Raw genomic sequence first — 21664 nt, forward strand, 5'->3', positions numbered from 1 at the left:
CCTAGCCCTCCTGGGCCCTCGCCTGGACGATCCTCTGCGCGAGGTGCGGGGGGACCTCGGCGTAGTGGCTGAACTCCAGGGTGTAGGCCCCCGTCCCCCCGGTGAGGCTGGGGAGGGCCTTGTAGTACTCCAGGACCTCGGCGAGGGGCACCTCGGCCCGCACCGCGCTCAGGGCCCCCTCCTGCTCCATCCCCAGGATCCGTCCCCGCCGGGCCTGGAGGTCGGCGAGGACGTCCCCCACCCGTTCCTGGGGGACGAGGACCTTGATCTGGTAGATGGGCTCTAGAAGCACCGGCTGCGCCTCGGCCATCACCTTTTTGAAGGCCAGGCTCGCGGCGATCTGGAAGGCGAGGTCCGAGGAGTCCACCTCGTGGTAGGAGCCGTTGTAGACGATGGCCTTGAAGCCCATCACCGGGAAACCCGCCAGCACCCCCTTCTTGGCCGCCTCCTTGATCCCCTCCTCTATGGCCTCCTGGTACTTGCTGGGGATGACCCCGCCGGTGATGCGCCACTCAAAGGCGTACTCGCTTGCGGGCTCCAGCCTGAGCCACACGTCCCCGTACTGGCCGTGCCCCCCGGTCTGCTTCTTGTACTTGCCCTGGCCCTCGGCCACCTTCCGGATGGTCTCCCGGTAGGGCACCTTGGGGAGGGAGTACTCCACCTCCACCCCGTAGTCCCCTAGGCGCTCCTTGGCGGTGGTGAGGTGGAGCTCCCCGTGGCCCCAAAGGAGGAGCTCCCCCGTCTCCTCCTGGCGCTCTATCTTCAGGCTCGGGTCTTCCTCCAGGAGCTTCCGCAAGGCCTCCCCCAGCCTGGCCTCGTCGGTGCGCCCCTTGGGGTAAAGGGCCACGGGCACGTTGGGCTCGGGCAGGCGGGCGAAGGGCACCTCCTCGCTTTCCGGCCTAGACCCTTGCCAGAGGACCATGCCCCGGTGGAGGCTTTCCGCCTTGGGGACCCCCAGGATGAACCCGGCCTCCGCCTCCTCCACCTCCAAGAGGTCCTTCCCCATGGGCACGTGGAGGTGGGGGAGGCGCACCTGTCCGGCCTCGCTTTGGAGGCTGTCCCCGGGCCTGAGCCTTCCCCGGTAGAGGCGCAGGTAGGCCACCTGGCCCATGAAGGGGTCCACCTGGACCTTGAAGACCTTGGCCAGAGGGGGGCCTTCCCCGAAGCGCTCCGTGGGGGAGGGGAGGGCCTCGAGGATCAGGTCCAGAAGGGGAAGCACCCCGATCCCCGCCTCCCCGGAAGCCAGGGCCACTGGGTAAAGGAGGCCCTTCCGCACCGCCTCGTGGAAGGCCTTCTCCAGGGCCTCCCCCGTGACCTCCTCCCCCTCCAGGTACTTCTCCAAGAGGCCCTCGTCGGTCTCCACGATGGCCTCGAGGACCTCCTGGCGGAAGCGCTCCGCCCTTTCCCGTTCGGCTTCGGGGACTGCCACCTCCACTTCCCGCCCCTCCTGGTAGCGGTAGGCCTTCCCGTGGAAGACGTCTATGAGCCCCACCCACCGCCCCCCCTCGTAGAGGGGGAGGTCTATGGGGAGGATGGGGCCTAGAGTACTCCTTAGGTCCTCCAGAAGGGCGTAGTAGTCCCCGCCCTTGTCCAGCTTGGTGACCACCACCATCCGGGCAAGGCCCAGCCGCTCCGCCACGGTCCAGGCCCGTTCCGTGCCCACCTGGACCCCGTTTTCCGCCGAGACCGCCACCAAAGCGGCGTCCGCGGCCTCCAAGGCCCCCCGGATCTCCCCCACGAAGTCCCCGTAGCCCGGGGCGTCCAGGAGGAAGACCCGGTGGCCCCGGTAGAGGAGGGGGGCGACCCCGGTGCGCACCGTGGTGCGGTGGAGCCTGGCCTCGGGGGTGTAGTCCGTGGTGGTGGTGCCTTCCTCCACGCGGCCCATGCGTTCCTTGGCTCCCGTGTGGAAAAGAAGGGCTTCGGTGAGGGTGGTTTTGCCGCTGCCTGCGTGCCCTACCAGGGCTACGGTTCGGATCATGGCGCCTCCTTCTTGGTGCCCATAGTATAGGGCCAAGGAGGGGGCGATTGTCCCAAGCGCTTTACCTGCCGCGGAGGCTGCTTCAGGAAACGGAGACCCACCTCAAGGGGGAGGCCCCCAAGGAGGGGGTGGGGCTCTGGGCGGGCAGGCGGGAGGTGGAGCGGGTCATCCCCCTCCCCAACGTCCACCCCAGCCCCCTCACCGCCTACCTGGCGGACCCCCTGGCCCTCCTAAGGGCCTTGAAGGAACTGGAGCGGGAGGGGCTTTCCCTCCTCGCCATCTACCACTCCCACCCCGCTGGCCCCGCCCTCCCAAGCCCGAGGGACCTCAAGGAGGCCCGCTGGCGGGTGCCCTACGTGATCTTCGGCACCGACGGCTTCCGGGCCTTTCTCCTGCCCGAGGGGCGGGAGGTGGCGGTGGTCCTCCTTTAGCCCCCGTAGAACCAGCCCGTGTCCCACATGACCAGGGGCCTCGCCTCGTAGCGCACCCCGGCCTCCACCACCTCGGCCACCACCAGGCTGTGGTCCCCGCCCTTGTGGAGGTGGCGTACCTCGGCCTCCAGCCAGTAGGGGGGCTCGGTGAGGAGGGGGAGGCCGAAGGTGGGGGAGGGGGCGAAGGGGTGGCCGTTGAGGCGGTCTTCCTCCCGCACCGTGGGCTTGAAGAAGTCCTGGGCGATGGCCTTCTGGTCCTGGGCCAGGGTCATGAGGGCGAGCCTTCCGGTGCGCTCTATGAGGGCGTGGAGGCGGCTGTCCCGCTTCACCCCCAAGGCGATGAGGGGCGGGGCAAAGGAGGCCTGGGTGACCCAGTTTACCGTGCCGGCGGCCATCTCCTCGCCGTCCCCCGCCGTCAGGATGTAGAGGCCATAGGTGAAGCTGCGGAGGACCTTCTTCTTGGCCTCGAGGTCCATGCCCCTATTCTACAGGGGTGAGGAGGGCCTCTAGGAGGGCCTCGTGGATCCGGCCGTTGGTGGCCACGATGTAGCGGTTTCCGAGGCGGTAGGGCCCGCCCGCGAGGTCCGTGACCCTGCCCCCCGCCTCCTCCACCAGAAGCCACCCCGCGGCCACGTCCCAGGGGTTCAGCTTCACCTCCCAGAAGCCCTCCAGCCGCCCCGCGGCCACGTAGGCCAGGTCCAGGGCCGCCGCCCCCGGGCGCCTGACCAAAAGCCCCCGCCTCAGGGCCCGGGCGAAGTAGGTGAGGTTTTCCGGGTCCTTGGCCACGTCGTAGGGGAAGCCCGTGGCGAGGAGGCTTCCCAAGAGCTCGCCCCTTTCGGTGACCCGGATGGGCCTCCCGTCCAGGTAGGCCCCCTCGCCCCGGAGGGCGTAGAAGGTCTCCCCCCGGGCGGTGTCCATGACCACCCCCGCCTGGATGACCCCCCCGGCCTCGAGGGCCAGGGAAACCCCGTAGAAGGGGAAGCCGTGGGCGTAGTTCACCGTGCCGTCCAGCGGGTCCACGATGAAGCGCAAGGCGGCGCTTCCCTCGCTCCCCCCTTCCTCGCCCAGGAAACCCGCCTCGGGAAAGCGCTCCAGGAGGAGGGCCTTAATGGCCTCCTCCGATTCCTGGTCCGCCTGGGTCACCAGGTCCGTGGGGCCGGACTTGGTCCCGTGGGTGAAGCCCTTTGCCAGGTAGTAGTGGTGGATGCCCCAGGCCAGCCGGGCCGCCTCCAGCATGGCCTCGAGGTGGGGAAGGAAAGGATGGCCCTTGCCGATCACCCCTCCATCATAGGCCCCAGAGCCTCTGGAAGAGGGCCCTGAGCTTGGCCTCGCTCTTCACCCCCGGGGCCTCCTCCACCCCGCTGGCCAGGTCTACGGCGTAGGGCTTTAAGGCCAGGGCCTCCCCCACGTTTTCCGGGGTGAGGCCCCCGGCGAGGATGACCCGCAGGCCCCGGGCTAGAAGGGGTTCGGCCCAGGCCCTGGGGTAGGGCTGGCCGCTTCCCGGGGTGGGGCTGTCCAGGAGGAGGGCGGAGGCGGGGTAGTGGGCCCACTCGGAAGGAGCAGGACCCTCCAGAGGGAAGGCCTTGATGACGGGAAAAAAGCGCCCCACGGCCTCGGCCCACTCCGGAGGCTCCCCTCCGTGGAGCTGGGCCACCTGGAGGCGGGCTTCCTCCATAAGCCTTAGCACCTCCTCGGGCTCCTGGTCCCGGAAGACCCCTACCCGTACCGTGAAGGGCCCTAGGGCCTGGGAGATCTCCCGGGCCCTTTCGGGAAGGACCCGCCTCCGGGAGCCCGGGGCGAAGACGAAGCCCAGGGCGTAAGCCCCGAGCTCCTCCGCCAGGAGAGCGTCCTGGAGGCGGGTGATGCCGCAGATCTTGACCCTTACCCTAGCCCCCATGCCCCTGGGCCTCTAGCCGCACTTGGAGTAGCCGCAAACCTGGCACTTCCAGCACCCTTCCTCCCGCACCAGGGCCTTTTCCCCGCACACCGGGCAAGAAGAGGCCCCAGGGAGGGCGAGGCCCCCGCCGGAGAGGGCGGGGAGGCTTGCCCCCTCCTCCACCTCTCCCTTCAGGCCCTGGGGGATGGTCTCCAGGGCCACGGCGATGAGGTCGGCCTTGCTGGAGACGAGCCTTCCCTGGTAGGTGCCGTAGAGGCCCCCGTTGATCCCCCGGAGGGTGCGGATCAGGGCTTCGGGAGGCACCCCGTACTGCAGGGCGATGGACACCACCCGGCCCAAGGCCTCGGAGTCGGCGTTGGCCTCGTCCCCGGCCTTGCCGGAGGTGAGGATGACCTCTATGGGCCTCCCCTCCAAGACGTTCACCGTCACCAGGAAGCTCCGCTTCTGCCCCTCGGGGGTCATGAGCTTCACCATGTCCGTGAAGCCCATGAGGCGGCCCGGGCGCTCGTGGAGGGGACCGTTCGCCCTGGGGGCGGGCTCTAGGGGCTTCTTCTCCACCTCCTTCGCCTCTTTCCCCTCCTCCTTCTTCACCGTCAGCACCTGGAACTCCCGGGAGCCGTCCCGGTACACCGTGATCCCCTTGCACCCCGTGCGGTAGGCCTCGGTGTAGGCGGCCTCCACGTCCTCCACCGAGGCGTGGTTTGGAAGGTTTATGGTTTTTGACAGGGAGTTCCCCGCGTACCCCTCGGCGTCGAAGGCCCGTTGCACCGCCCCCTGCATGCGCACGTGGTCCAAGGGGGGGATGTCGTGGGCGCACTGGAAGACCCGCTGGATGGGCTCGGGGACGAAGGAGAGCCCCTGCACCGAGCCGTGGCCGTCCTTCTGGATCTCCTCCACGATCTTCTCCCAGTCCCACTTCCCGTCCTTCTCGTAGCCGGGAGCGGGCGGGTAGGCCTCCATGAGCTCCACGAAGAGGGGGTGGAGGAGGGGCTTGTACTCCCCGCCGATCCTTCTCCAGACGAAGGGGCTGAAGACGGGCTCGATCCCCGAGGAGACCCCCATGAGCATGCTGGTGGTCCCCGTGGGGGCCACGGTGAGGAGGGCCACGTTGCGCCGCGGGCGGATTCCGAGGCTTTGGAAGTACTCCCGGTGTTCCTCGTAGAGGGGGAAGGGGCCCCTCTCCTCGGCCAGGGCTTCGGAGGCCCGGATGGCCTCCTCCCTTTGAGCGGAGGCGATCTCGTAGACCTTCCTCCGGGCCTCCTCCGAGGCGTAGGGGAGGCCCATCTTGATGAGGGCGTCGGCGAGGCCCATGAGGCCGAGGCCGAGCCTCCTCAAGCTTTTCGCCGCCATTTCGTTGTCGGGAAGGGCGAACTTGTTCACGTCCAGGACGTTGTCCAGGAAGCGGACGGCGGTGCGGACGTCCTGGCGGAACGCCTCCATCTGGAACTCCCCGTCCTTCACGTAGGCGGCGAGGTTCAGGGCCCCCAGGTCGCAGGGCTCGCCCACGGTGAGCGGGATCTCACCGCAGTTGTGGGCTACAAGCCCGTTGGCAATCAAGCTGTGGGTGACGGGCTCGGTGAGGTCGTAGACGGGGGCTTCTCCCGCGGGCTCCACGCTGGCCACCGTGGCGAGGAAGGGCTTGCGGTAGCTGCCCCGGGGCCTGTGGCGCAGGAAGGTCAGGAGCTTGGACTGTTTTTCCTCCTGCAGGAAGCCAATGGCCTCGGCGAACCGATCCCGGTTTTCGCCTCCCACGATCAGCTCGTACTGGGGTGCCACCGGGTACTCCCTGAGGCCGCCTTTGCCGTCCGGCAAGGCCTTACGGGCTGCCTCCCTGCGCTTGTGGATCTTCCCGAAAATCCCCAGGTTGAGAAGGAGGAGCTGAACGTCCTGGAGGAGGGCCAGGCTGGAGGAGGCCAGGCGGATGGAGGCGGTCTGCTTCTTCTCGTTGATTTGCACCGAACCGTCGGCGCTGAAGAGGCCCTGAAGGAAGCCCACCACCGCCTCCCGGGGGGCGCGGAAGAGGCTTTCCGGGACCCGCTTTTCCGTGGCCCTGGCCGCCTTGACCCCCAGGGCCTGGAAGAACTCCGCGGGGATGCGGTTGAAGTGAAGGTGGAAGGTGTTGGAGCGGGTTTCCTGGAGGGTGCCCGGGCCGAACCAGTCCCGGAGGAGGTCGGGAAGCCAGGCGAGGGCGGCGAAGTCCTGCCGGGAGAAGTAAAAGCCCACCCCGTCCTCCCGCAGGTAGCCGTCCCCCAAAAGCCAGCCCAAGGCCGCCCCGAGCTGCCGGCTCCAGCGGGTGGGGAGGTGGCTGTACTGGGCCCGGACGTCGGCGCGGCCTCGGCCTCCCCGGCCTCCCGCGGTGGCCACCCGCTCCTGGGCCACGGCCAGGGCGGGGGCGGGGAGGCTCTCCTCCTTGGGGAAGAGCCCCTCGCCGCTTTGTACCAGGATCTTCTCGCCCGGCCTGAGCTTCCCCGCTTCCCGGTAGCCCTCCGGGGTCAGGAGGAGGTGGTCCGGGGTGAGGGTGACCTCGAGGCCCTCCCGGGTGCGGAGGCGGACCACGGGCTTGACGCCGGTGAAAAAGGCCCGAACCGCCCTCCGCACCGCGGTGCCGTGGGTGGGTAAGGGAGCGCCCCCGCCCCCAAAGGGAGCCCGGTTGTCCGTTACCAGGTAGAAGCTCCCCCCTTCGCGTGCGAGCTCCTCAATGGGCACAAGCCCCCGTTCGGTGGGGATTCTTGTAGACCCCACGAAGCAGGGATTGGTGGAACGGATCTGGTAGCGCTCGCCGAGCCCCTTCAGGGCCGAGAGCGCGTTGACCCGGTCCACGAAGATGAGGCCCGGCTCCCCCGTGGCCCAGGCGTGCCAGGCGATCTCGTGCCAGAGCCACCGGGCGGGGACCTTTCCCCCATAGAGGGGGATGGGCTTGGCCCCGTCGGCCCGCTCGGGGAGGTCGGGGAGCTTTCCCGTGTAGGGTCCTTCCACGGGGTGGGGGTAGTACTTCCCCGGCACCTCCACGGGGGTCACGGGCCAGAGGGCGTCCTCCTCCAGGGCCTTCATGAAGGCCTCGGTGACCAGGACGGAGATGTTGAAGGTGGAGATGTCCCCCTCCGCCTTCTCCCGGTCCAGGTCCTTGGCGGTGAGGAAGTCCAGGAGGTCGGGGTGGTCGATGGAGAGGGTGGCCATCCCCGCCCCGCGGCGGGTGTTGTGGCTCACCAAGCCGTTGGCGAGGTAGGTGTGGTTCTCGTCCACGGAGAGGTCTAGGGTGAGGATCGCCCCGCCTGGCTCCACGGAGGCCACCTGCACGTAGTACTCGTTGAAGGGGAAGGGTTCGGCCTCCAAGCCCAGGTCCTGCGCCTTTTCCAGGGCCATGGCGTACCCCGTGGCGGTGAGCCGACGCTCGCCCCGGAGGTACCGGAGGAGGTCCTTCCGCAAGGGGGTGTAGGGGGAGGCGTGGCCCTTCTTGCCCTTCTCCGCCACCGCCAAGAGAGGCTTCAGCAACCCTTCGGCGTGGGGCAGGGGCCAGCTGGACTCCCTCCGGGTGTCGGGCTGCTTCTCGTAGAGAGCTTCCAGGCGGGAGCCCTTGGGCACCCCGATCCTCTCCAGGTACCGCTCCAGGCCCTTGGCGGTGACCACCCGGACCCGGTAGTGCTCGGCCTTGGAGAAGCGCCCCGGCAGGGGGTTGTAGCGGAGGAGCTTGGAGGGGATACCCAGTCCCCCCAGGAGGACCATTACGTCCTGGGCCAGGCGTTTGGAGGCGGTGGTAAGCATGGGGTAGCCCGCGGTAAGGGTGCCGTCGGCCTCAAAGAGGCCCCGGAGGAAGGCGGCGAGGACGGGGCGGGGGCTTTGGCGGATGGCCCTGGGGACCTCCAGCTCGTGGGCCTTCCCCTTCAGAAGGCCGTTCTTCCTGAGCCAGGTGACCAGGGGACGGCTCCGGGCCACTAAGGTGACGCTCCGGTCCCCCTGCTTCCGCTCTTCCCGGAGCTCCAACCCGAAGAGCTCGCGGAAGAGGCGCTTGGCCTCTTCCCGCATGGGCTCTTCCTCGTGGACGGAAAGGCCGATCCGGTCCCCGCTCACGAAGCCCTCCCCGAAGAAGAACCCCAGGAGGAAGGCCAGATCCTCGGTGAGCACCTCCGGGGTGCGGATGGGGGTGGCGTTGGGGTGGAGGGGTTCGTCCAGGGGAGCGAGCTGGACCGGGGTCCCCGTGTGCTCGTCCAGCACCCAGATCACCCAGTCCCCGGGCCTGAGGTCCTGGAGTTCCACCCAGGCCCGGGTCCCGTCTTCCCGGAGAACCTTGAGCTTGTGGTTGGGGGTCCCTTGGACCTCGAGGCCGTTTTCCAGGACCACCCGGAGGGTGGAGGCTACGCCGTTGTTGTACCCCTCGGGGCTTCGCCGCCAGCCCTCGTCGGTGGCCACGCTTAGGGCGTGGGGCTGCCAGCCCCGAAGGAAGGGGTCCACGATCTCCCGAAGGCGCAGCGTGCCCCGGTCGGTGTGGACCAAGGTATCGGGATGGAGGCACCCCCCCTGCCGCACCACCCGGAGGACCGGGGCGTACACGTAGCGCAAGGTGGCCACGGGGCCTGCCCCTTCCGCCCCCAGGGCGACCCACTCCAGGAAGTGGTCGAAGATCTCAAAGAGGAAGCTCACCGGCCCCGAGCTCGTCCCCCCGCTTCCCCGGATGGGGGCGCCTTCTGGGCGGAGGAGGGAGAAGTCCACGTGGGGGGTGAGGCCCCGCCGGGCCAGGTCCGCGGCCTCCCGGGCGGCCTCCACGATGCCCCCCATGTCGTCGGGGACCAGGATGCGCTCCTTGGGGGGCTCCTCCACCACCCGCACCCCATGCTTTTCCGCCAGGGCCTCGAGCTCAGGGGGAAGCTCCCCGTAGACCACCCGGGTGAAGTTCTTGAGGCGGATCTCCTCCTTGGGCCCATCGGGGTTGGTGGGGGGGCGCATGAGGCCCCGGAGGAAGTCCTCGAGGTCGGGGTGCTGGGCGGACAGGTAGGCCACGCCCCGGACCTCCCGGCGCTTTCCCGCTCCCTTGGAGCGGTAGGGGTCCAGGTTCACCCCGTTGCCCCCGCCCACCTTGGTGACTAGGGCCAGCTTCTTGGCCACCTCCATGATGCCCTCAAAGCTCTCCGGGGGGTTCTCCGTGGCCCCCTGGACGAAGCAGTTGAGGAGGTTGCCGTGCGGGGTGCCCGCCCCGGCGAGGATGCGGCCCCCCGGGGAGAAGCGCTTGGAGCTCATGAGCTCGTAGAACCTCTCCTCCCAGTAGGAGCGCTCCTCGGGCTTCTCGGGCCTGGCGATCTCCCGGGCCACCCGGCGGAACATGCCCAGGATGTCCCCGTCGCCGGGTTGCAGGTACTGGCGCTTGGCAATGGCCTGGGCGTGCTCGTCAAAGAAGGGTTGCTCCATAAATCCTCCCTATACCCCCAAATCTTGGGGTTAGATGCCAGGATGCTACTACCCCTTGGGTTTTCACGGCAAGTGGGTGGGGTCACACTTGGCCCAGGCGGTTGACGGGGCTTCTAAAGCCTACCAGAATGGGAAGGATGCGCGCGGCCTTTCGCACCCTAGGGTGCAAGGTGAACCAGGTGGAGACCGAGGCCCTCCTGGGCTTTCTTCGGGCCCTGGAACCCGAGGTGGTGCCCGTGGAGGCCGGGGGGGCGGACCTGGTGGTCATCAACTCCTGTGCCGTCACCACCACGGCGGAAGCGGACACCCGCAAGGAGGTGCGCCGGGCAAGGCGGTATAACCCCGAGGCTTTCATCGTGGTCACGGGATGCTACGCCGAGCTCGCCCCTGAGGTCCTAAAGGAGCTCGGGGCGGACGCGGTGGTGCCCAACGCCCGGAAGGCCGAGCTTCCCCGGGTGATCCTGGAGCGCTTCGGCCTTCCCTCCGACCCCATCACCACCCCGCCCAACGAGTTCTGGGGCGCGGGGGAGAGGGGGCTTTTAAATAGCCGCGTGCGGGCCTTCCTCAAGGTGCAGGACGGGTGCCAGGCGGGCTGCGCCTACTGCATCATCCCGAGGCTTAGGGGCAGGGAGCGCCACCGGGACCACCGGGAGGCCCTGGCCGAGGCCGAGGCCCTCCTCCGGATGGGCATCAAGGAGATCGTCCTCACCGGGGTGCGCCTGGGGAGCTACCGGGGCCACCCCCGGGGCCTTGCGGGGCTCGTGGAGGACCTCTACCACCTGGGGGCCAAGGTGCGGCTTTCCTCCATTGAGCCCGAGGACACGGGGGAGGACCTCCTCAAGGTGATCGCCCGCTACGCCCCCGAGGTGAGGCCCCACCTGCACCTCTCCTTGCAGACCGGCTCGGACCGGCTCCTCAAGCTCATGGGCCGCCGCTACGACAAGGCCTACTACCGGGACCTGGTGCAGAGGGCCTACGAGCTCATCCCCGGCTTCGCCCTCACCACGGACGTCATCGCCGGCCTGCCCACGGAGACGGAGGAGGAGCACCGGGAGACCCTGGCCTTCCTGGAGGAGCTCAGGCCCACCCGGGTCCACGCCTTCACCTACACGCCGAGGCCCAAGACCCGGGCGGCCTCCATGCCCCAGGTCCCCCCGGAGGTGCGGAAGCGGCGCACCAAGGAGCTCATCGCCCTGGCCCGGCGCCTGGCGGAGGAGCGCTTGCGGCCCAAGCTGGGAAGCCGGGTGGAGGTCCTGGTGGAAAGATTCCAGGGGGAAGAGGCCCTGGGCCACACCCCCGACTACTACGAGGCCCGCCTCGAGGGCCAGGCCCGCCCCGGGGAGACGGTCTGGGCCCGGGTCTTGGGCGTGGAGGGGTACGTCCTTTTGGGCCGGGTGGAGGGGGTGAAGGAGGGGGCCAGGGGGCCCCTGGAGCTTCCCGTCCGGTAGGATACCTTCCATGGGGTGTGTGTTCTGCCGCATCATCGCCGGGGAGCTCCCCTCTAGGAAGGTCTACGAGGACGAGGCCTTCGTGGCCTTCCACGACATCCGGCCCAAGGCCCCGGTGCACGTCCTGGTGGTGCCCAAGGAGCACGTGGAGAAGCTTTCCGACTACCCCGACACCGAGGAAGGGGAGAGGAAGCTCGGGGCCCTCTTCCGCACCGCGGGCCGGGTGGCGCGGCATCTGGGCCTTGAGGGCTACCGGGTCCAGGTGAACGTGGGGGAAAAGGGGGGGCAGGAGGTCTTCCACGTGCACGTGCACGTCATGGGGGGCTGGGGATGAGAAAGCGGTCTAAGACTTTCCCCCCGGGGTCCAGGGCGTAGCCCAGGAGGCCTTCGGGACGCACCTCCAGGAAGAGGGCGTGGTGGGCCACGGCGAGGGCCCGGCTCCAGGGGAGGGGAGGGCGGGTGGGGTAAAGCCCCGCCCCCCCTCCCCCCAGGACCAGGTGGGTGGTGGGGCCCACCTCCAGGCGCTCGTAGTGGTGGTCGTGGCCCGCGAGGACCAGGGCCACCCCGTGGCGGCGGAGGAGGGGCTCGAGGAAGCTCCTTAGGGCGGGGCTTCCCCCGTGGAGCCCCGAGGAGTAGAGGGGGCGGTGGAGGAGGAGGGCCTTGAGGGGGGCGGTGGAGCTTTGCAGGGCCTCCTCCAGCCAGGCCCGCTGGGCCCTGAGGTCGCCTTCCGTGTAGAGGACGAAGGCCTCGAGGCCGCCGAAGCGGACCCGGTAGTGGGGCCTCTCCAGGCGGAAGCGGCGGAGCTGGGCCTCGAGGTTCGGGGCGTCGTGGTTGCCGAAGGCGGGGTAGAGGGGGACGGGGGGAAGCTCCTTCAGGTAGGCCTCCACCACGGCGCCTTTGGGGTAGAAGTTGTCCCCCACGGTGAGGAGGCCGGTGAGGGGCTTTCTGGCGTGCTCCCCCTGGAGGAGGGCCGCCACCTGGGCCCGCCCCGGGGTATCCGCCCCCCAGTCCCCAAGGACCGCAAGCCGCTGGCCCAGGGCCAGGGAGAAGAGGAGGAGAAAGGGAAGAAGCCGGCGCAAGGCCTAGGCTTCCGCCGCCCCGTGGGGCTTGAGGCTCGCCTCCTCCACCCCGGCCTTTTCCACCACCTCCTCCGCCACCAGGATGGGCGCCCCGGCCCGGAGGGCCAGGGCCATGGCGTCGGAGGGGCGGGCGTCCACCTCCAGCTCAATCCCCCGGTGCTCCAGGATGAGGCGGGCGTAGAAGGTGCCCTCCTTGAGGTCTATGATCTCCACCCGCTTCAGCTTAGCCTGGAGCATCTCCATGACCGAGAGGAGGAGGTCTGGGGTGAGGGGCCTGGGGGGCTTTTCCCCCTGGAGGGCCACCACGATGTGGTGGGCCTCGAGGGGGCCGATGACGATGGGGAGGAGCTTATCGTTCTCCGTCCTGAGCAGGACCACCACGCTCCCGTTTTGGGGGTCCACGCCCAGGGTTTCAATCTTGGCGTGCAGCATGCCTTCAGTATAGACTGGGCCCGTGAGGACCTACCCTGTGGAGATCGCTGGGGTCAAGCGGGAGCTTCCCATCGTCCGGGTGGGGCCGGACGTGGCCGTGGCCCTTCTCAACCTCTTGGGCGACACCGAGCTCACCGAGGCGGCGGCGGAGGAGCTGGCCAAACGCTTACCCCCAGAAGTGGAAACCCTGGTTACCCCGGAGGTCAAGGCCGTTCCCCTGGCGCACGCCCTTTCCCGCATCACGGGAAAGCCCTACGTGGTGGCCCGTAAAACGGAGAAGCCCTACATGATCAACCCTATAAGCCGCCAGGTGCTCTCCATCACCACGGGGAAGCCCCAGCTCTTGGTGCTGGACGGGGCGGACGTTCCCCTTATCCGGGGCAAAAAGGTGGCCATCGTGGACGACGTGGTCTCCACGGGCTCCACCCTGGCGGGCCTCAGGGAGCTCATCGAGAGCGTGGGGGGAGAGGTGGTGGCGGTGCTCGCCGTCTTCACCGAGGGTACCCCTCGCCAGGACGTGGTGGCCCTGGGCCACCTTCCCCTTTTCAAGCCGGAATAGGAGGAGGCTATGGAAACCTACCCCATCGCCATCGGCGGCGTCACCCGGCACGTGCCCCTGATTGAGCCCCTGCCCGGGCGGCGCATTCCCTTGGTGGAGTTCCTGGGGGACCCCGAGCTGGTCCGGGCCGCCGCCTGGGCCTTGAAGCCCCTGGTGCCCTCGGATACCGAGATCCTCTTCACCACCGAGACGAGCCCCATCCCCCTCACCCACGTGCTGGCGGAGACCCTGGGCCTGCCCTACGTGGTGGCCCGCAGGCGCCGCCGCCCCTACATGGAAGACCCCATCATCCAGGAGGTTCAGACCCTGACCCTGGGGGTGGGGGAGGTGCTCTGGCTGGACCGCCGCTTCGCCGAGAAGCTCCTCAACCAGAAGGTGACCCTGGTTTCCGACGTGGTTTCCAGCGGGGAGACCATGAAGGCCATGGAGAAGATGGTGGTCCGGGCGGGGGGGCGGGTGGTGGGGCGGATCGCCGCCTTTAGGCAGGGAAACCCTTCCCTGGAGGTGGCTACCGTGGCCGAGCTGCCCTTACTCTAAGGGAACGGTCGGTATGGGGGCTGGATGAGTTCCAGCCCCCACGGGTATTCTAGGTGAGGAGGTCTTATGAAGCGGGAGTGGGTGTTGGCCTTCTTGTTTTTGGGAAGCCTGGCTTGGGCTAACTTCTCGGATCTTCCCCCGGGACCCGTGGGGCAGCAGGTGGAGGTAGCGGTGCAGGCTGGCTGGATCCAAGGGTATCCGGACGGGACCTTCCGGGGGCACGAGGTTTTGAACCGCTACCAGTTGGCCGCGGTTCTCGGGCGGGTGCTGAAGGACCTAGGGGTGGAGGCCGAGCCAGTGGCTTTTAAAGACGTGCCCCTTGGGCACTGGGCTTTGGAGCCCTTGTCCCTGGCCGTGGCCTGGGGGCTGGTCTCCGGATACCCCGATGGGGCTTTCCGGGGGCAGGAGCCCCTGACCCGGGGAGCCTTGGCGGTGGTGCTAGGCCGTCTCTTGGAGCGCTTAGGGGTGGAAAAGGAAGCTCCCTTGCCCTGGGACGTTCCCCAAACCCACTGGGCGGCCCCGGCCGTGCGCAGGGTTGTGGGGGTAGGGCTTATGGATTTAAACCCGGACGGTTCCTTCGGCCTCGAGGCCCCGGTCAACCGCTACCAGATGGCCCGGGCCCTGGCCGCTCTGAAAGCCTTGCTGGAAGGCCTGGGTAAGCTCGGGGGTAAGCTCATGGCGGCCCAGCCCGTTCCCCCGCCCGCCAACTCCCTGCCAGTGGCGAAAGAGGCCTTGGACCTCCCTGCCACATGGGTGGGTACGGCCCGGGGACAGGCATGGGTGGTGGGGGAGAAGGTGTGGCTGTGGACCGCAGGTGGGGTCAAGGAAGAAGGACCTGCGGGGGCCAGGGTGGTGTTGCCTCCCTGGCGTTTGCAAGGGGGCGCCTTGGAGGATGGCCGGAACCGCTATGTCCCCCTGGGTGCGGGTGGGGGCAAGGAGGTCCTCCCTCCGGTGTTCCGCCGAATGCGGGAGGGGCATTTGGCCCTAGACCCTTCGGGTAACTACCTCTTGCTGGTAAATGCCCGGCCCCTTTGCGACTGCCCCAGCCGGGTGCTGCGCCTGGTGCTCTTGCTCGTCAATCCCGTGGGCCTGTATGCGGAGTACGCCTACCTTCTAGACAGCCCAGAGGCCGAGGTGGCGGGGGTGGCTTGGCCTGATCCCAAGAACTTGCTGGTTCTCGAGGCCCATCCGGGAAGCGCCCGCTTGTACCGGGTGAACCTCAACGCCGGGGAAGACATCGCCTTCAGCGCCTGGGACGAAGGGGGTTTGGAGGAGCGCAACCCGGTCCTGGTCCGTCCCGTGGCCAAGGTGCTGTTGGCCGAACTCCCTCTGAGCCGCCCCAAGGGACTGGCCCTGGAAGGCAAAGATCGCCTCCTGACCGTGATGGAGGGCAAAGTGCACCGGATTCAGCTTCCTAGCGCCCTTTGGTAGGGGGCATAAACCTCCGCCTGAAGGCCCAGCCTCCGGGCGGTGTCTACGTTTTCCGGGTCGTCATCCAGGTAAAGGGTTTCCTCCGGCGAAAGCCCCAGGCCTTCCAGGGCCAAGAGGAAGGCCTGGGGGTCGGGCTTGGCCACCCCCAGGGCGCAGGAGGCGAAGAACCCGTCCACGTAAGGGGCCAGCCCGTGGTAGGCCAGGCTCTCCTCGAGGCTCGGCAGGGTATTGGAGAGCACCCCTACCCGAAGCCCTTGGGCCTTGAGCCCCTGGAGGAGGGCTTCCGCCTGGGGGGCCTTTTTCATGAAGCGGTAGTAGCGCCAAGGCAGGAGTTGCGCTTCGGGCACCCGTAGCTCCCGGGAGGCTTCCCGGACCAGGTTCCGCCAAAGGCCCTCCTCCTCCTCTAGGGTGCGCACCTCCAGGTGGCGCACCGCCTGAAAGAGCCTTCCCATCACCCTGGCCAGGACGGCCAGGCTCTTCTCCAGCCCGGCCCCGTGGGCGGAGAGTTCCAGGGCCTTTTTGTAGAGGGCTTCCTCGTCTAAAAGGAGCAGAACCCCATCCCGGTCCAGGAGGGCACCCCGCATGGGGCGAGTTTAGCACCCCTGGGCTCCCTGGCGCCGGGCTTATACCACCCCATGCTGCTTGGGCCAGCATGGGGGCCCCGGTACCACGCCTGGGCTTGGGCGAAGGATTCACGTCAAAGGGCTATCACCCCTTTTTCCGTGGCCAGGAAGGCCACGGGGACATCCCAAGGATCCCGGGGAAGGCGGGGCAGGAGGAGGGCCTCGGGCACCACCCCCAGGGAGAGGGCCCTTATCCCGGCCAGAAACCGGTCGTAGTACCCCTTTCCGTGGCCCAAGCGGAAGCCTTCCCGGTCAAAGGCCAGGCCCGGCACCACCACCAGCTCCAAGATCCCGGGGTCCACGGCCTCGGTGGTGGGCTCCTTAAGGCCGAAGGGCCCCGGGGACAAGGGCCCCCAGGGGTGGACGCTTAGGCTCTCCCCGGCCACCTTGGGCAGGTAGTAGCGGGCGGGGTAGGCCTCCACCAGGGGGGTGAGGTCCAGCTCGTGGGGCAGGGGGTGGTAAAGGAGGATGTCCCGGAAGCCCTCCTTGGCCACCCAGGGGAGGAGGACCTTTAGGACCTGGCGAGAGAGGGCTTCCCGGTCCAGGGTGCGCCAGGCCTTCAGGAGGAGGCGGCGCAAAGCGGGCTTGTCCACGGAGGGAGGGTACTATGCCCCTTTCTTGACACTCAAGTGGCAGGAGTGTCAAAATGGGGCCGGGAGGGTAACATATGCCGGTCTACGTCTACAAGGGCTTGGAGACGGGCAATTACTACGAGTTTGAGCAGGGATTCCACGAGGAACCCTTGAAGGCCCACCCGGAGACCGGGGAGCCCTTGAAGCGGGTTATCACCCCGCCCGCCATCATCTTCAAGGGGTCGGGCTGGCACGTGAAGGATTACGCCAAGAAGGGTTCCGAGGGTGGGAGCAAGTCCGAGGGGTCGGAGACCAAGGAGTAGGTTGCCTTGTTCTTGGGAGCCTTGGTGGTTAGGCTGTAGGCGTGCTCAACCTAGCGGGGTTTGTCTTGTTGCTCCTGGGGGTGGGGGTTTTCTTTACCCCCAGGCGGTCCTTGGCCCTTCCCCTTCTGGGACTTGGGGTCCTTCTCCTGGTGCTGGCCAACAGCTTCGTGGTGGTGCCCGCAGGGCACGTGGGGGTGGTCTTCAACATCCTCAAAGGGGTGCAGGAGCGCCCGTTGCGGGAAGGGGTTCACTTCGTGGTCCCGGGCTTGCAGCAAGTGATCCTCTACGATGCCCGGGTCAAGGAGGTGACCCTCTCCGCCCCCCACGAGGGGGAGCGCCGCGTGGACACCTCCATCCGCGCCCGCTCCAAGGAGGGGTTGGAGATCGGGGTGGACGTTACCGTGCAGTACCGCATCCTTGGGGACCAGGCTCCTAGGCTCCACCAGGAGGTGGGACCCGGCTACCTGGAAACCCTGATCGTCCCCCAGGTGCGCTCCAAGGTGCGGGACGCCGTGGGCCAGTACGGGGCGGCGGAGCTCATCAGCACCCAGCGCACCGCCTTGGAAACCTCGGTGATCCAGGGCCTCGAGGAGGTCCTGCGCCGGTACCACATAGAGCTGGTCTCCGTTTTGTTGCGGGAGATCCGCATCCCCGAAGCGGTGGCCAAGGTGATCGAGGAGAAGCAGACCGCCGAGCAGCAGGTGCAGATCGAGATCAACCGCCGCAAGCAGGCGGAGATCGCCGCCGAGCGGCGGGTCATAGAGGCCAAAGGGGAGCGGGACGCCGCCATTTTGCGGGCGGAAGGGGAGGCCAAGGCCATAGAGCTCCGGGGCCGTGCCCTGAAGGGCGCTCCGGAGGTGGTCCAGCTCACCTTTGCCGAGAAGCTGGCCCCGGGGGTAGAGACGGTCTTCGTGCCCAGCACCGGGAACTTCCTCCTGGACCTCAGGGGCCTCTCCCAGGAAAAGCCGGCCCGTTGAGGGCGACCCGGTCCCCGGCCCGCAGGGAGAGGAGCCCCTCCCGCACCTCCAGGGCTCCCCGGTAGGCGGTGCCGGGGGCGTAGGTTTCCCCCGGCCTCAGGTGGGCCACCTGCAGCACCCGGCCTTCCCCGTCCAGGAAGGCCACCACCACCCCGAAGCGGTACCCTTGGGTGTTGAAAGGGGCGTCGGTGGCCTCGGGGAAAAGGTAGAGGAGGGCTTCCAGGGATTCCTGCCGTAGGCCGAGCCCCCGGGCCCAGGCCTCGGGGGTGCGGGCCAGGCGGCCCTCCAGGATCTTGGTGCCCTCCCGGGTCTCCACCCGGATGGGGGCGGTGGGAGGGGCGGGCGGGGGCTTGCGGAAGGCCAAGAGGTAGCCCAGGAGGGAAAAGACGGAGAGCAGGATGAGGAGGAGGAAGGCCGCCAGGGGGAAGAGGGGGTTCCGCTCCACTATTTGGGCCAAAGCCTCAGGGCCTCCCCGCCTATCCGGGCGCCCTCGCCGAGGCCCCGCCTCCGGAACCAGCCCTGGTTGACCTCCAGGGCCCCTTGGTAGACCACCCCGGGGTAGTAGACGGGGCAGGGGTCGGCCTTACAGGGGGCCATGTCCAGGATCCGCAGCACCACCCCTTCCCGGTTGAAGAAGGCGATGGAGAGGGGGATGAAGGTGTTTTTCATCCAGAACCCTCCTGCGGTGGGGGCGGGGAAGAGGAAGACCATCCCTTCGTCCTCCCCCAGGCTTTGCCGGAACATGAGGCCCTGGGCCTGGCGCTCGGGGGTGTCGGCCACCTCCACCTTGAGGGGGTAGCGCTTGCCCTTTTGCTCCACGTAAAGGGTGCTCTTGGGAAAGGTAAGCCCCTGGGCCAGGGCGAGAAGGCCTAGGAGGGCCAGGAGGGCAAGGGGGCGCATAGGCCCATTATGGCAGGAGGGCCTTCAGATGGGTCCGGATTTCCCCCTGCACCTCCCCCACGCTCCTCGTAGCGTCCAGCACCACGAAGCGCCCCGGCTCCAGGCGGGCCAGGTGCAGATACCCTTCCCGCACCCGCCGGAAGAAGGCCAGCCCCTCCTCCTCAAAGCGGTCCTTGGCCCTCTTCCCTATGCGCCTAAGGGCCTCTTCCGGGGGGAGGTCCAGGAGGAAGGTGAGGTGGGGCCTGAGGCCTAAGGTAACCCTCTCCGCCACCTCCTCTAGCCAGGGGAGGGGAAGCCCCCGACCGTAGCCCTGGTAGGCCAAGCTCGAGTCCAGGTAGCGGTCCGAAACCACGAAGGTCCCCTCCTCCAGGGCGGGGAGGATCACTTTGCGCACGTGCTCCGCCCGGTCGGCGCTGAAGAGGAGGTACTCGGCCTCGGGGGAAAGGTCCCCTCGGAGGAGGGAGCGCACCTCTATTCCCCCTCCCGGCTCCCGGGTGAGGCGCACCTTTAGGCCCCTCTCCTCCAAGAAGCGGGCGAGGAGGCGGGCCTGGGTGGACTTGCCGCTTCCGTCCAGGCCCTCGAGGGTGAGAAAGACCCCTTTCATCAAAGCCCCGTGGGGTGGTCCAGGAAGACCCAGGGAAGGCCGAACTTGGCCTCTAGGTGGGCGGCGAGGGCCTTCACCCCGAAGGTCTCCGTGTCGTAGTGGCCAGCGTAGATCACGTTGAGCCCCCGCTCAAAGGTCTCGTGGAAAAGGCTGTGCTTAGGCTCCCCGGTGACGAAGAGGTCGGCGTCCACCTTGGGGAGGAGGCCTGCCCCCGAGCCCGAGACGAGGATCACCGTCTCCACCCGGTCGGCCCCGCCCTGGTGCACCAGGGGCTGCATCCCCGTGAGCTGTCCCAGGCGGTCGGCCACCTGGAGGAGGGGGGTGGGAAGGGGGAAGCGCCCTTTCACCCCCACGTCCCAGGGCGTAAGGTCCACCAGGCCCAGGTCCCGGGCCAGGACGAAGTTGTTTCCCACCTCCTCGTGGGCGTCCAGGGGCAGGTGGGCGGCGTAGAGGTTGATGCCCCCTTGGAAGAGGAGGTCCAGGCGCCTTTTGTGGTGGCCCACGATGGGGAAGGGCTTCCCCCAGAAGAGGCCGTGGTGCACCAGGAGAAAATCCACCCCCTCCTCCAGGGCCTTTTGGAAGATGGCCTCTCCGGCGTCCACCGCCGCCCCCACCTTGCGCACCGTCCTTTTCCCCTCCACTTGGAGGCCGTTTAGGGAGGGATCTTGGGGAAAGGCCTGGATCCTCAGGTAGGCGTCCAGGTACCGCACCAGCTCGTCCCGGTCCATGGGGAAAGCTTACCGGATGGCTCCCCGGGAGGCCTTGCGGGCGAATGACCGGTCAGTATCATGGGGCCATGGAACCCGAGGTCTTGTGGAAGCTCCGCTTCCTCTCGGATCTGGTGCCCGGCCCCGAGGGCTTTCCCCTTTTCCTGGTACACGGCCCTGCGGCACCTAGGGGTGAAGACCCGCTTCCTAAGGGTTCCCGAGGAGGGGCATGAACTCTCCCGCTCGGGCCGTCCCGACCGCCGCCTGGCCCGGCTTCGGGCCTACCTGGACTGGTGGAGGGAAAACCTCTAATACCACCCCATGCTGGCCCAAGTCAGCGTAGGGCCCTGGAAGGGAGGTTAGGCCTGGTTTTCCGCCACGGGCTCGGGGATGGGGCCAAAGGTCTCCTCGTAGCGGGCCACGTTCTCGGCCAGGCTGCGGAGGAGGGCCTTGGCGTGCTGGGGGCTGGTGATGATGCGGCTCACCACCATAGCCCCCCCTTGGGGCTGGAGTAGGGCGAAGTCCAGGATGAACTCGTTCTTGGTGTGGGCGATAAGGGCCAGGTTGGTGTAGCGGCCTAGGGCGATGTCCTTGTCTATCTGGATGTCCAGCTTGAGTTCGTTCATCTAAGGGCCTCCTCTAGCTTGGGCAGCACCCTCTTCAGGGTGAGCCGTGCCCGGCCTAAGCTTTTCACCCCGTCCAGGAAAAGGAGGAGGTGGTGCCCAGGAAGGGGCGCCAAAAGAAGCGCCCCTTCCGGATACTCTACCATGACCTCTTCTAGACCCGGGCCTTCCTGGCCCAGGGTCTGGGCCAGGGCTTGGGCCGTGCCCAAAACGGTGGCCGCCCGGGCGGAGAGGAGGCCGGGATCGGGAGCCCCCTCCTCGCGGACCTCCTCCACCACAAACCCGTCCTCGCTGAGCAGGGCCGCCACCCGCACTCCCCGGGTGGCCTTGAGTTCCTTGAGGGCTTCCTCCACCATCTCTCCTCCTAGAGGCCTTGCACCTTTAGGGCGATGCGGGAAAGCTCCTGGCCGATGGCCTTGCGGTCCATGCCCCGCTCGATCACCGCCCCCAGGATGTACTCCCCCACCTTCAGGGCCAGGACCTCCTGCTGCTCCGTGGCCAGGGTGAAGCGGCGCACCTCCCCGGAAAGGGCCTCCGCCAAGGGGGTCATGTGGCGGGCCAGGGAGGCGAGCTCCGCCGCCAGGACCTCGGCGGGGGGGGATCCCCGCCCCAGGGCCTCGATCACCAGGCCGTCCAGCCCCGTGAGGACCGCCCGCCGCACCCCCAGGGGCGCCAGGCTTTCTAGGTAAGCCATCCCGCCACCTCCGCCAACCTTTCCGTGGCCTTGGTCGTCTGCCACCGCGCTTGGCCGAGGTTGCCCCCGGCCTCGAGGAGGAGAAGCAGGAAAAGGTCCAGGGGACCTCGCCTCGAGGAAAAACCCTCCCGGGATGAGGAGCCAGCGCGCACCATTCGGGCATAGCCTACCACGGGGTGCCCCCCCACCAAAAGCTCCTCCACCCTGGGGGTGCCCAGGCTTCCCGCGTAGGCGGCCCGGGCCTGGCGCAGGAGGGCGGCGTGCTCGGCCACCGCCGCCTCCAGGTCCACCCGCCTCCGCCCCACCCCTTCCACCAAGAGGCCTTCCAGGGTGCCCAAGGCGACGGCGAAGGCCCCGTCTACCCGGTCCAGGAGCTCGTGCAAAAGGGTTTCGGTGGGGGTTTCGGGACGTTTCATCTTCGCAAGAAGGCGCCTTTTCCGGGGGTGGCC

General features: G+C 68.3%; 25 protein-coding genes. 8 read left to right on the forward strand and 17 right to left on the reverse strand.

Going from position 1 to position 21664, the window contains the following annotated elements:
* Position 1: 1 nt before the first annotated feature.
* Positions 2-1978, reverse strand: a complete 1977-nt coding sequence (locus ACY5J6_RS01855) for an elongation factor G (RefSeq protein WP_462845709.1) — start codon at positions 1976-1978, stop codon at positions 2-4.
* Positions 1979-2025: 47 nt separating this feature from the next.
* On the opposite strand from ACY5J6_RS01855, the gene ACY5J6_RS01860 reads away from it, so the two are divergent.
* Positions 2026-2409, forward strand: a complete 384-nt coding sequence (locus tag ACY5J6_RS01860) for a M67 family metallopeptidase (protein WP_462845710.1) — start codon at positions 2026-2028, stop codon at positions 2407-2409.
* Here the strand turns inward: ACY5J6_RS01860 and ACY5J6_RS01865 are convergent.
* The 4 genes from ACY5J6_RS01865 to ACY5J6_RS01880 are packed head-to-tail and all read right to left on the reverse strand — an operon-like array spanning position 2406 to position 9706.
* Positions 2406-2885, reverse strand: a complete 480-nt coding sequence (locus ACY5J6_RS01865; RefSeq protein ID WP_462845711.1) for a flavin reductase family protein — start codon at positions 2883-2885, stop codon at positions 2406-2408. The genes ACY5J6_RS01860 and ACY5J6_RS01865 overlap by 4 nt on opposite strands.
* A gap of 4 nt (positions 2886-2889) precedes the next feature.
* A complete protein-coding gene (locus ACY5J6_RS01870; RefSeq protein WP_462845712.1) occupies positions 2890-3687 on the reverse strand; it encodes an inositol monophosphatase family protein in 798 nt (265 codons plus the stop codon).
* Positions 3688-3694: 7 nt separating this feature from the next.
* Positions 3695-4306, reverse strand: coding sequence for a phosphoribosylanthranilate isomerase (locus ACY5J6_RS01875; RefSeq protein WP_462845713.1), 612 nt, complete (start codon positions 4304-4306; stop codon positions 3695-3697).
* Positions 4307-4318: 12 nt separating this feature from the next.
* Entirely contained in the window at positions 4319-9706 is a 5388-nt protein-coding gene (locus tag ACY5J6_RS01880) for an LAGLIDADG family homing endonuclease (RefSeq protein ID WP_462845714.1), read from the reverse strand.
* A gap of 137 nt (positions 9707-9843) precedes the next feature.
* Here ACY5J6_RS01880 and ACY5J6_RS01885 point away from each other — a divergent pair, with 137 nt between their 5' ends.
* Both ACY5J6_RS01885 and ACY5J6_RS01890 read left to right on the forward strand, forming a co-directional pair.
* Complete coding sequence (locus ACY5J6_RS01885; protein WP_462845715.1) at positions 9844-11154, forward strand: MiaB/RimO family radical SAM methylthiotransferase; 1311 nt, start codon at positions 9844-9846, stop codon at positions 11152-11154.
* A 10-nt stretch (positions 11155-11164) separates the two neighbouring features.
* Positions 11165-11488 (forward strand): histidine triad nucleotide-binding protein, encoded by a 324-nt coding sequence (locus ACY5J6_RS01890; protein ID WP_462845716.1) that lies wholly within the window; start codon positions 11165-11167, stop codon positions 11486-11488.
* Here ACY5J6_RS01890 and ACY5J6_RS01895 read toward each other — a convergent pair.
* Both ACY5J6_RS01895 and ACY5J6_RS01900 read right to left on the reverse strand, forming a co-directional pair.
* Positions 11469-12233 (reverse strand): metallophosphoesterase, encoded by a 765-nt coding sequence (locus ACY5J6_RS01895; protein WP_462845717.1) that lies wholly within the window; start codon positions 12231-12233, stop codon positions 11469-11471. The two genes, ACY5J6_RS01890 and ACY5J6_RS01895, sit on opposite strands and share 20 nt — an antisense overlap.
* A gap of 3 nt (positions 12234-12236) precedes the next feature.
* Complete coding sequence (locus tag ACY5J6_RS01900; RefSeq protein ID WP_054638183.1) at positions 12237-12665, reverse strand: bifunctional nuclease family protein; 429 nt, start codon at positions 12663-12665, stop codon at positions 12237-12239.
* A gap of 22 nt (positions 12666-12687) precedes the next feature.
* On the opposite strand from ACY5J6_RS01900, the gene ACY5J6_RS01905 reads away from it, so the two are divergent.
* The 3 genes from ACY5J6_RS01905 (at position 12688) to ACY5J6_RS01915 (ending at position 15192) form a co-directional block, all read left to right on the forward strand.
* Positions 12688-13224 (forward strand): phosphoribosyltransferase family protein, encoded by a 537-nt coding sequence (locus ACY5J6_RS01905; protein ID WP_462845719.1) that lies wholly within the window; start codon positions 12688-12690, stop codon positions 13222-13224.
* A 9-nt stretch (positions 13225-13233) separates the two neighbouring features.
* Entirely contained in the window at positions 13234-13761 is a 528-nt protein-coding gene (locus ACY5J6_RS01910; RefSeq protein ID WP_462845720.1) for an adenine phosphoribosyltransferase, read from the forward strand.
* Positions 13762-13827: 66 nt separating this feature from the next.
* Positions 13828-15192 carry an S-layer homology domain-containing protein gene (locus ACY5J6_RS01915; protein WP_462845721.1) on the forward strand — a complete coding sequence of 455 codons (1365 nt, stop codon included), beginning with the start codon at positions 13828-13830 and terminating at the stop codon, positions 15190-15192.
* On the opposite strand, the gene ACY5J6_RS01920 is transcribed toward ACY5J6_RS01915, so the two are convergent.
* Entirely contained in the window at positions 15168-15776 is a 609-nt protein-coding gene (locus ACY5J6_RS01920; protein WP_462845722.1) for an HAD family hydrolase, read from the reverse strand. The genes ACY5J6_RS01915 and ACY5J6_RS01920 overlap by 25 nt on opposite strands.
* A gap of 113 nt (positions 15777-15889) precedes the next feature.
* Entirely contained in the window at positions 15890-16408 is a 519-nt protein-coding gene (locus ACY5J6_RS01925) for a 5-formyltetrahydrofolate cyclo-ligase (RefSeq protein ID WP_462845723.1), read from the reverse strand.
* A gap of 74 nt (positions 16409-16482) precedes the next feature.
* Between ACY5J6_RS01925 and ACY5J6_RS01930 the strand changes: the two genes are divergently transcribed.
* Complete coding sequence (locus ACY5J6_RS01930; protein WP_054638184.1) at positions 16483-16710, forward strand: hypothetical protein; 228 nt, start codon at positions 16483-16485, stop codon at positions 16708-16710.
* Between the two features lie 41 nt (positions 16711-16751).
* Entirely contained in the window at positions 16752-17687 is a 936-nt protein-coding gene (locus ACY5J6_RS01935) for a prohibitin family protein (protein ID WP_462845724.1), read from the forward strand.
* Here ACY5J6_RS01935 and ACY5J6_RS01940 read toward each other — a convergent pair.
* The 8 genes from ACY5J6_RS01940 to ACY5J6_RS01975 all read right to left on the reverse strand — a co-directional run bounded on the left by ACY5J6_RS01940 (position 17653) and on the right by ACY5J6_RS01975 (position 21631).
* The gene (locus tag ACY5J6_RS01940; protein ID WP_462845725.1) at positions 17653-18132 is read right to left on the reverse strand and encodes a DUF192 domain-containing protein; all 480 of its coding nucleotides are present in this window, start codon (positions 18130-18132) and stop codon (positions 17653-17655) included. The two genes, ACY5J6_RS01935 and ACY5J6_RS01940, sit on opposite strands and share 35 nt — an antisense overlap.
* Positions 18132-18587 (reverse strand): DUF192 domain-containing protein, encoded by a 456-nt coding sequence (locus tag ACY5J6_RS01945; RefSeq protein WP_462845726.1) that lies wholly within the window; start codon positions 18585-18587, stop codon positions 18132-18134. The genes ACY5J6_RS01940 and ACY5J6_RS01945 overlap by 1 nt, the downstream gene beginning before the upstream one ends.
* A 7-nt stretch (positions 18588-18594) precedes the next feature.
* On the reverse strand, positions 18595-19191 hold the full coding sequence (tmk, locus tag ACY5J6_RS01950) for a dTMP kinase (protein ID WP_462845727.1): 597 nt from the start codon (positions 19189-19191) through the stop codon (positions 18595-18597).
* A complete protein-coding gene (locus ACY5J6_RS01955) occupies positions 19191-19919 on the reverse strand; it encodes a Nif3-like dinuclear metal center hexameric protein (RefSeq protein WP_054638187.1) in 729 nt (242 codons plus the stop codon). The genes tmk and ACY5J6_RS01955 overlap by 1 nt, the downstream gene beginning before the upstream one ends.
* Positions 19920-20257: 338 nt before the next feature.
* Positions 20258-20524: a DUF3467 domain-containing protein gene (locus ACY5J6_RS01960; RefSeq protein ID WP_234507216.1), complete on the reverse strand. Its 267-nt coding sequence runs from the start codon at positions 20522-20524 to the stop codon at positions 20258-20260.
* Entirely contained in the window at positions 20521-20874 is a 354-nt protein-coding gene (locus tag ACY5J6_RS01965) for a roadblock/LC7 domain-containing protein (protein WP_462846478.1), read from the reverse strand. The genes ACY5J6_RS01960 and ACY5J6_RS01965 overlap by 4 nt, the downstream gene beginning before the upstream one ends.
* Positions 20875-20885: 11 nt before the next feature.
* Positions 20886-21215, reverse strand: a complete 330-nt coding sequence (locus ACY5J6_RS01970) for a roadblock/LC7 domain-containing protein (RefSeq protein ID WP_462845728.1) — start codon at positions 21213-21215, stop codon at positions 20886-20888.
* On the reverse strand, positions 21203-21631 hold the full coding sequence (locus ACY5J6_RS01975; RefSeq protein ID WP_462845729.1) for a hypothetical protein: 429 nt from the start codon (positions 21629-21631) through the stop codon (positions 21203-21205). Before ACY5J6_RS01975 ends, ACY5J6_RS01970 begins: the two co-directional genes overlap by 13 nt.
* Positions 21632-21664 lie beyond the last annotated feature (33 nt).

The organism is Thermus sp. H19.2, assembly GCF_054979525.1.

Coding starts and splice junctions, on each gene's coding strand:
- ACY5J6_RS01920 (WP_462845722.1), bottom strand. CDS start 15,776: ATGCGGGGTGCCCTCCTGGACCGGGATGGGGTTCTGCTCCTTTTAGAC.
- ACY5J6_RS01875 (WP_462845713.1), bottom strand. CDS start 4,306: ATGGGGGCTAGGGTAAGGGTCAAGATCTGCGGCATCACCCGCCTCCAG.
- ACY5J6_RS01900 (WP_054638183.1), bottom strand. CDS start 12,665: ATGCTGCACGCCAAGATTGAAACCCTGGGCGTGGACCCCCAAAACGGG.
- ACY5J6_RS01915 (WP_462845721.1), top strand. CDS start 13,828: ATGAAGCGGGAGTGGGTGTTGGCCTTCTTGTTTTTGGGAAGCCTGGCT.
- ACY5J6_RS01955 (WP_054638187.1), bottom strand. CDS start 19,919: ATGGACCGGGACGAGCTGGTGCGGTACCTGGACGCCTACCTGAGGATC.
- ACY5J6_RS01970 (WP_462845728.1), bottom strand. CDS start 21,215: ATGGCTTACCTAGAAAGCCTGGCGCCCCTGGGGGTGCGGCGGGCGGTC.
- ACY5J6_RS01855 (WP_462845709.1), bottom strand. CDS start 1,978: ATGATCCGAACCGTAGCCCTGGTAGGGCACGCAGGCAGCGGCAAAACC.
- ACY5J6_RS01890 (WP_462845716.1), top strand. CDS start 11,165: ATGGGGTGTGTGTTCTGCCGCATCATCGCCGGGGAGCTCCCCTCTAGG.
- ACY5J6_RS01880 (WP_462845714.1), bottom strand. CDS start 9,706: ATGGAGCAACCCTTCTTTGACGAGCACGCCCAGGCCATTGCCAAGCGC.
- ACY5J6_RS01865 (WP_462845711.1), bottom strand. CDS start 2,885: ATGGACCTCGAGGCCAAGAAGAAGGTCCTCCGCAGCTTCACCTATGGC.
- ACY5J6_RS01960 (WP_234507216.1), bottom strand. CDS start 20,524: ATGAACGAACTCAAGCTGGACATCCAGATAGACAAGGACATCGCCCTA.
- ACY5J6_RS01975 (WP_462845729.1), bottom strand. CDS start 21,631: ATGAAACGTCCCGAAACCCCCACCGAAACCCTTTTGCACGAGCTCCTG.
- ACY5J6_RS01910 (WP_462845720.1), top strand. CDS start 13,234: ATGGAAACCTACCCCATCGCCATCGGCGGCGTCACCCGGCACGTGCCC.
- ACY5J6_RS01945 (WP_462845726.1), bottom strand. CDS start 18,587: ATGCGCCCCCTTGCCCTCCTGGCCCTCCTAGGCCTTCTCGCCCTGGCC.
- tmk (WP_462845727.1), bottom strand. CDS start 19,191: ATGAAAGGGGTCTTTCTCACCCTCGAGGGCCTGGACGGAAGCGGCAAG.
- ACY5J6_RS01885 (WP_462845715.1), top strand. CDS start 9,844: ATGCGCGCGGCCTTTCGCACCCTAGGGTGCAAGGTGAACCAGGTGGAG.
- ACY5J6_RS01930 (WP_054638184.1), top strand. CDS start 16,483: ATGCCGGTCTACGTCTACAAGGGCTTGGAGACGGGCAATTACTACGAG.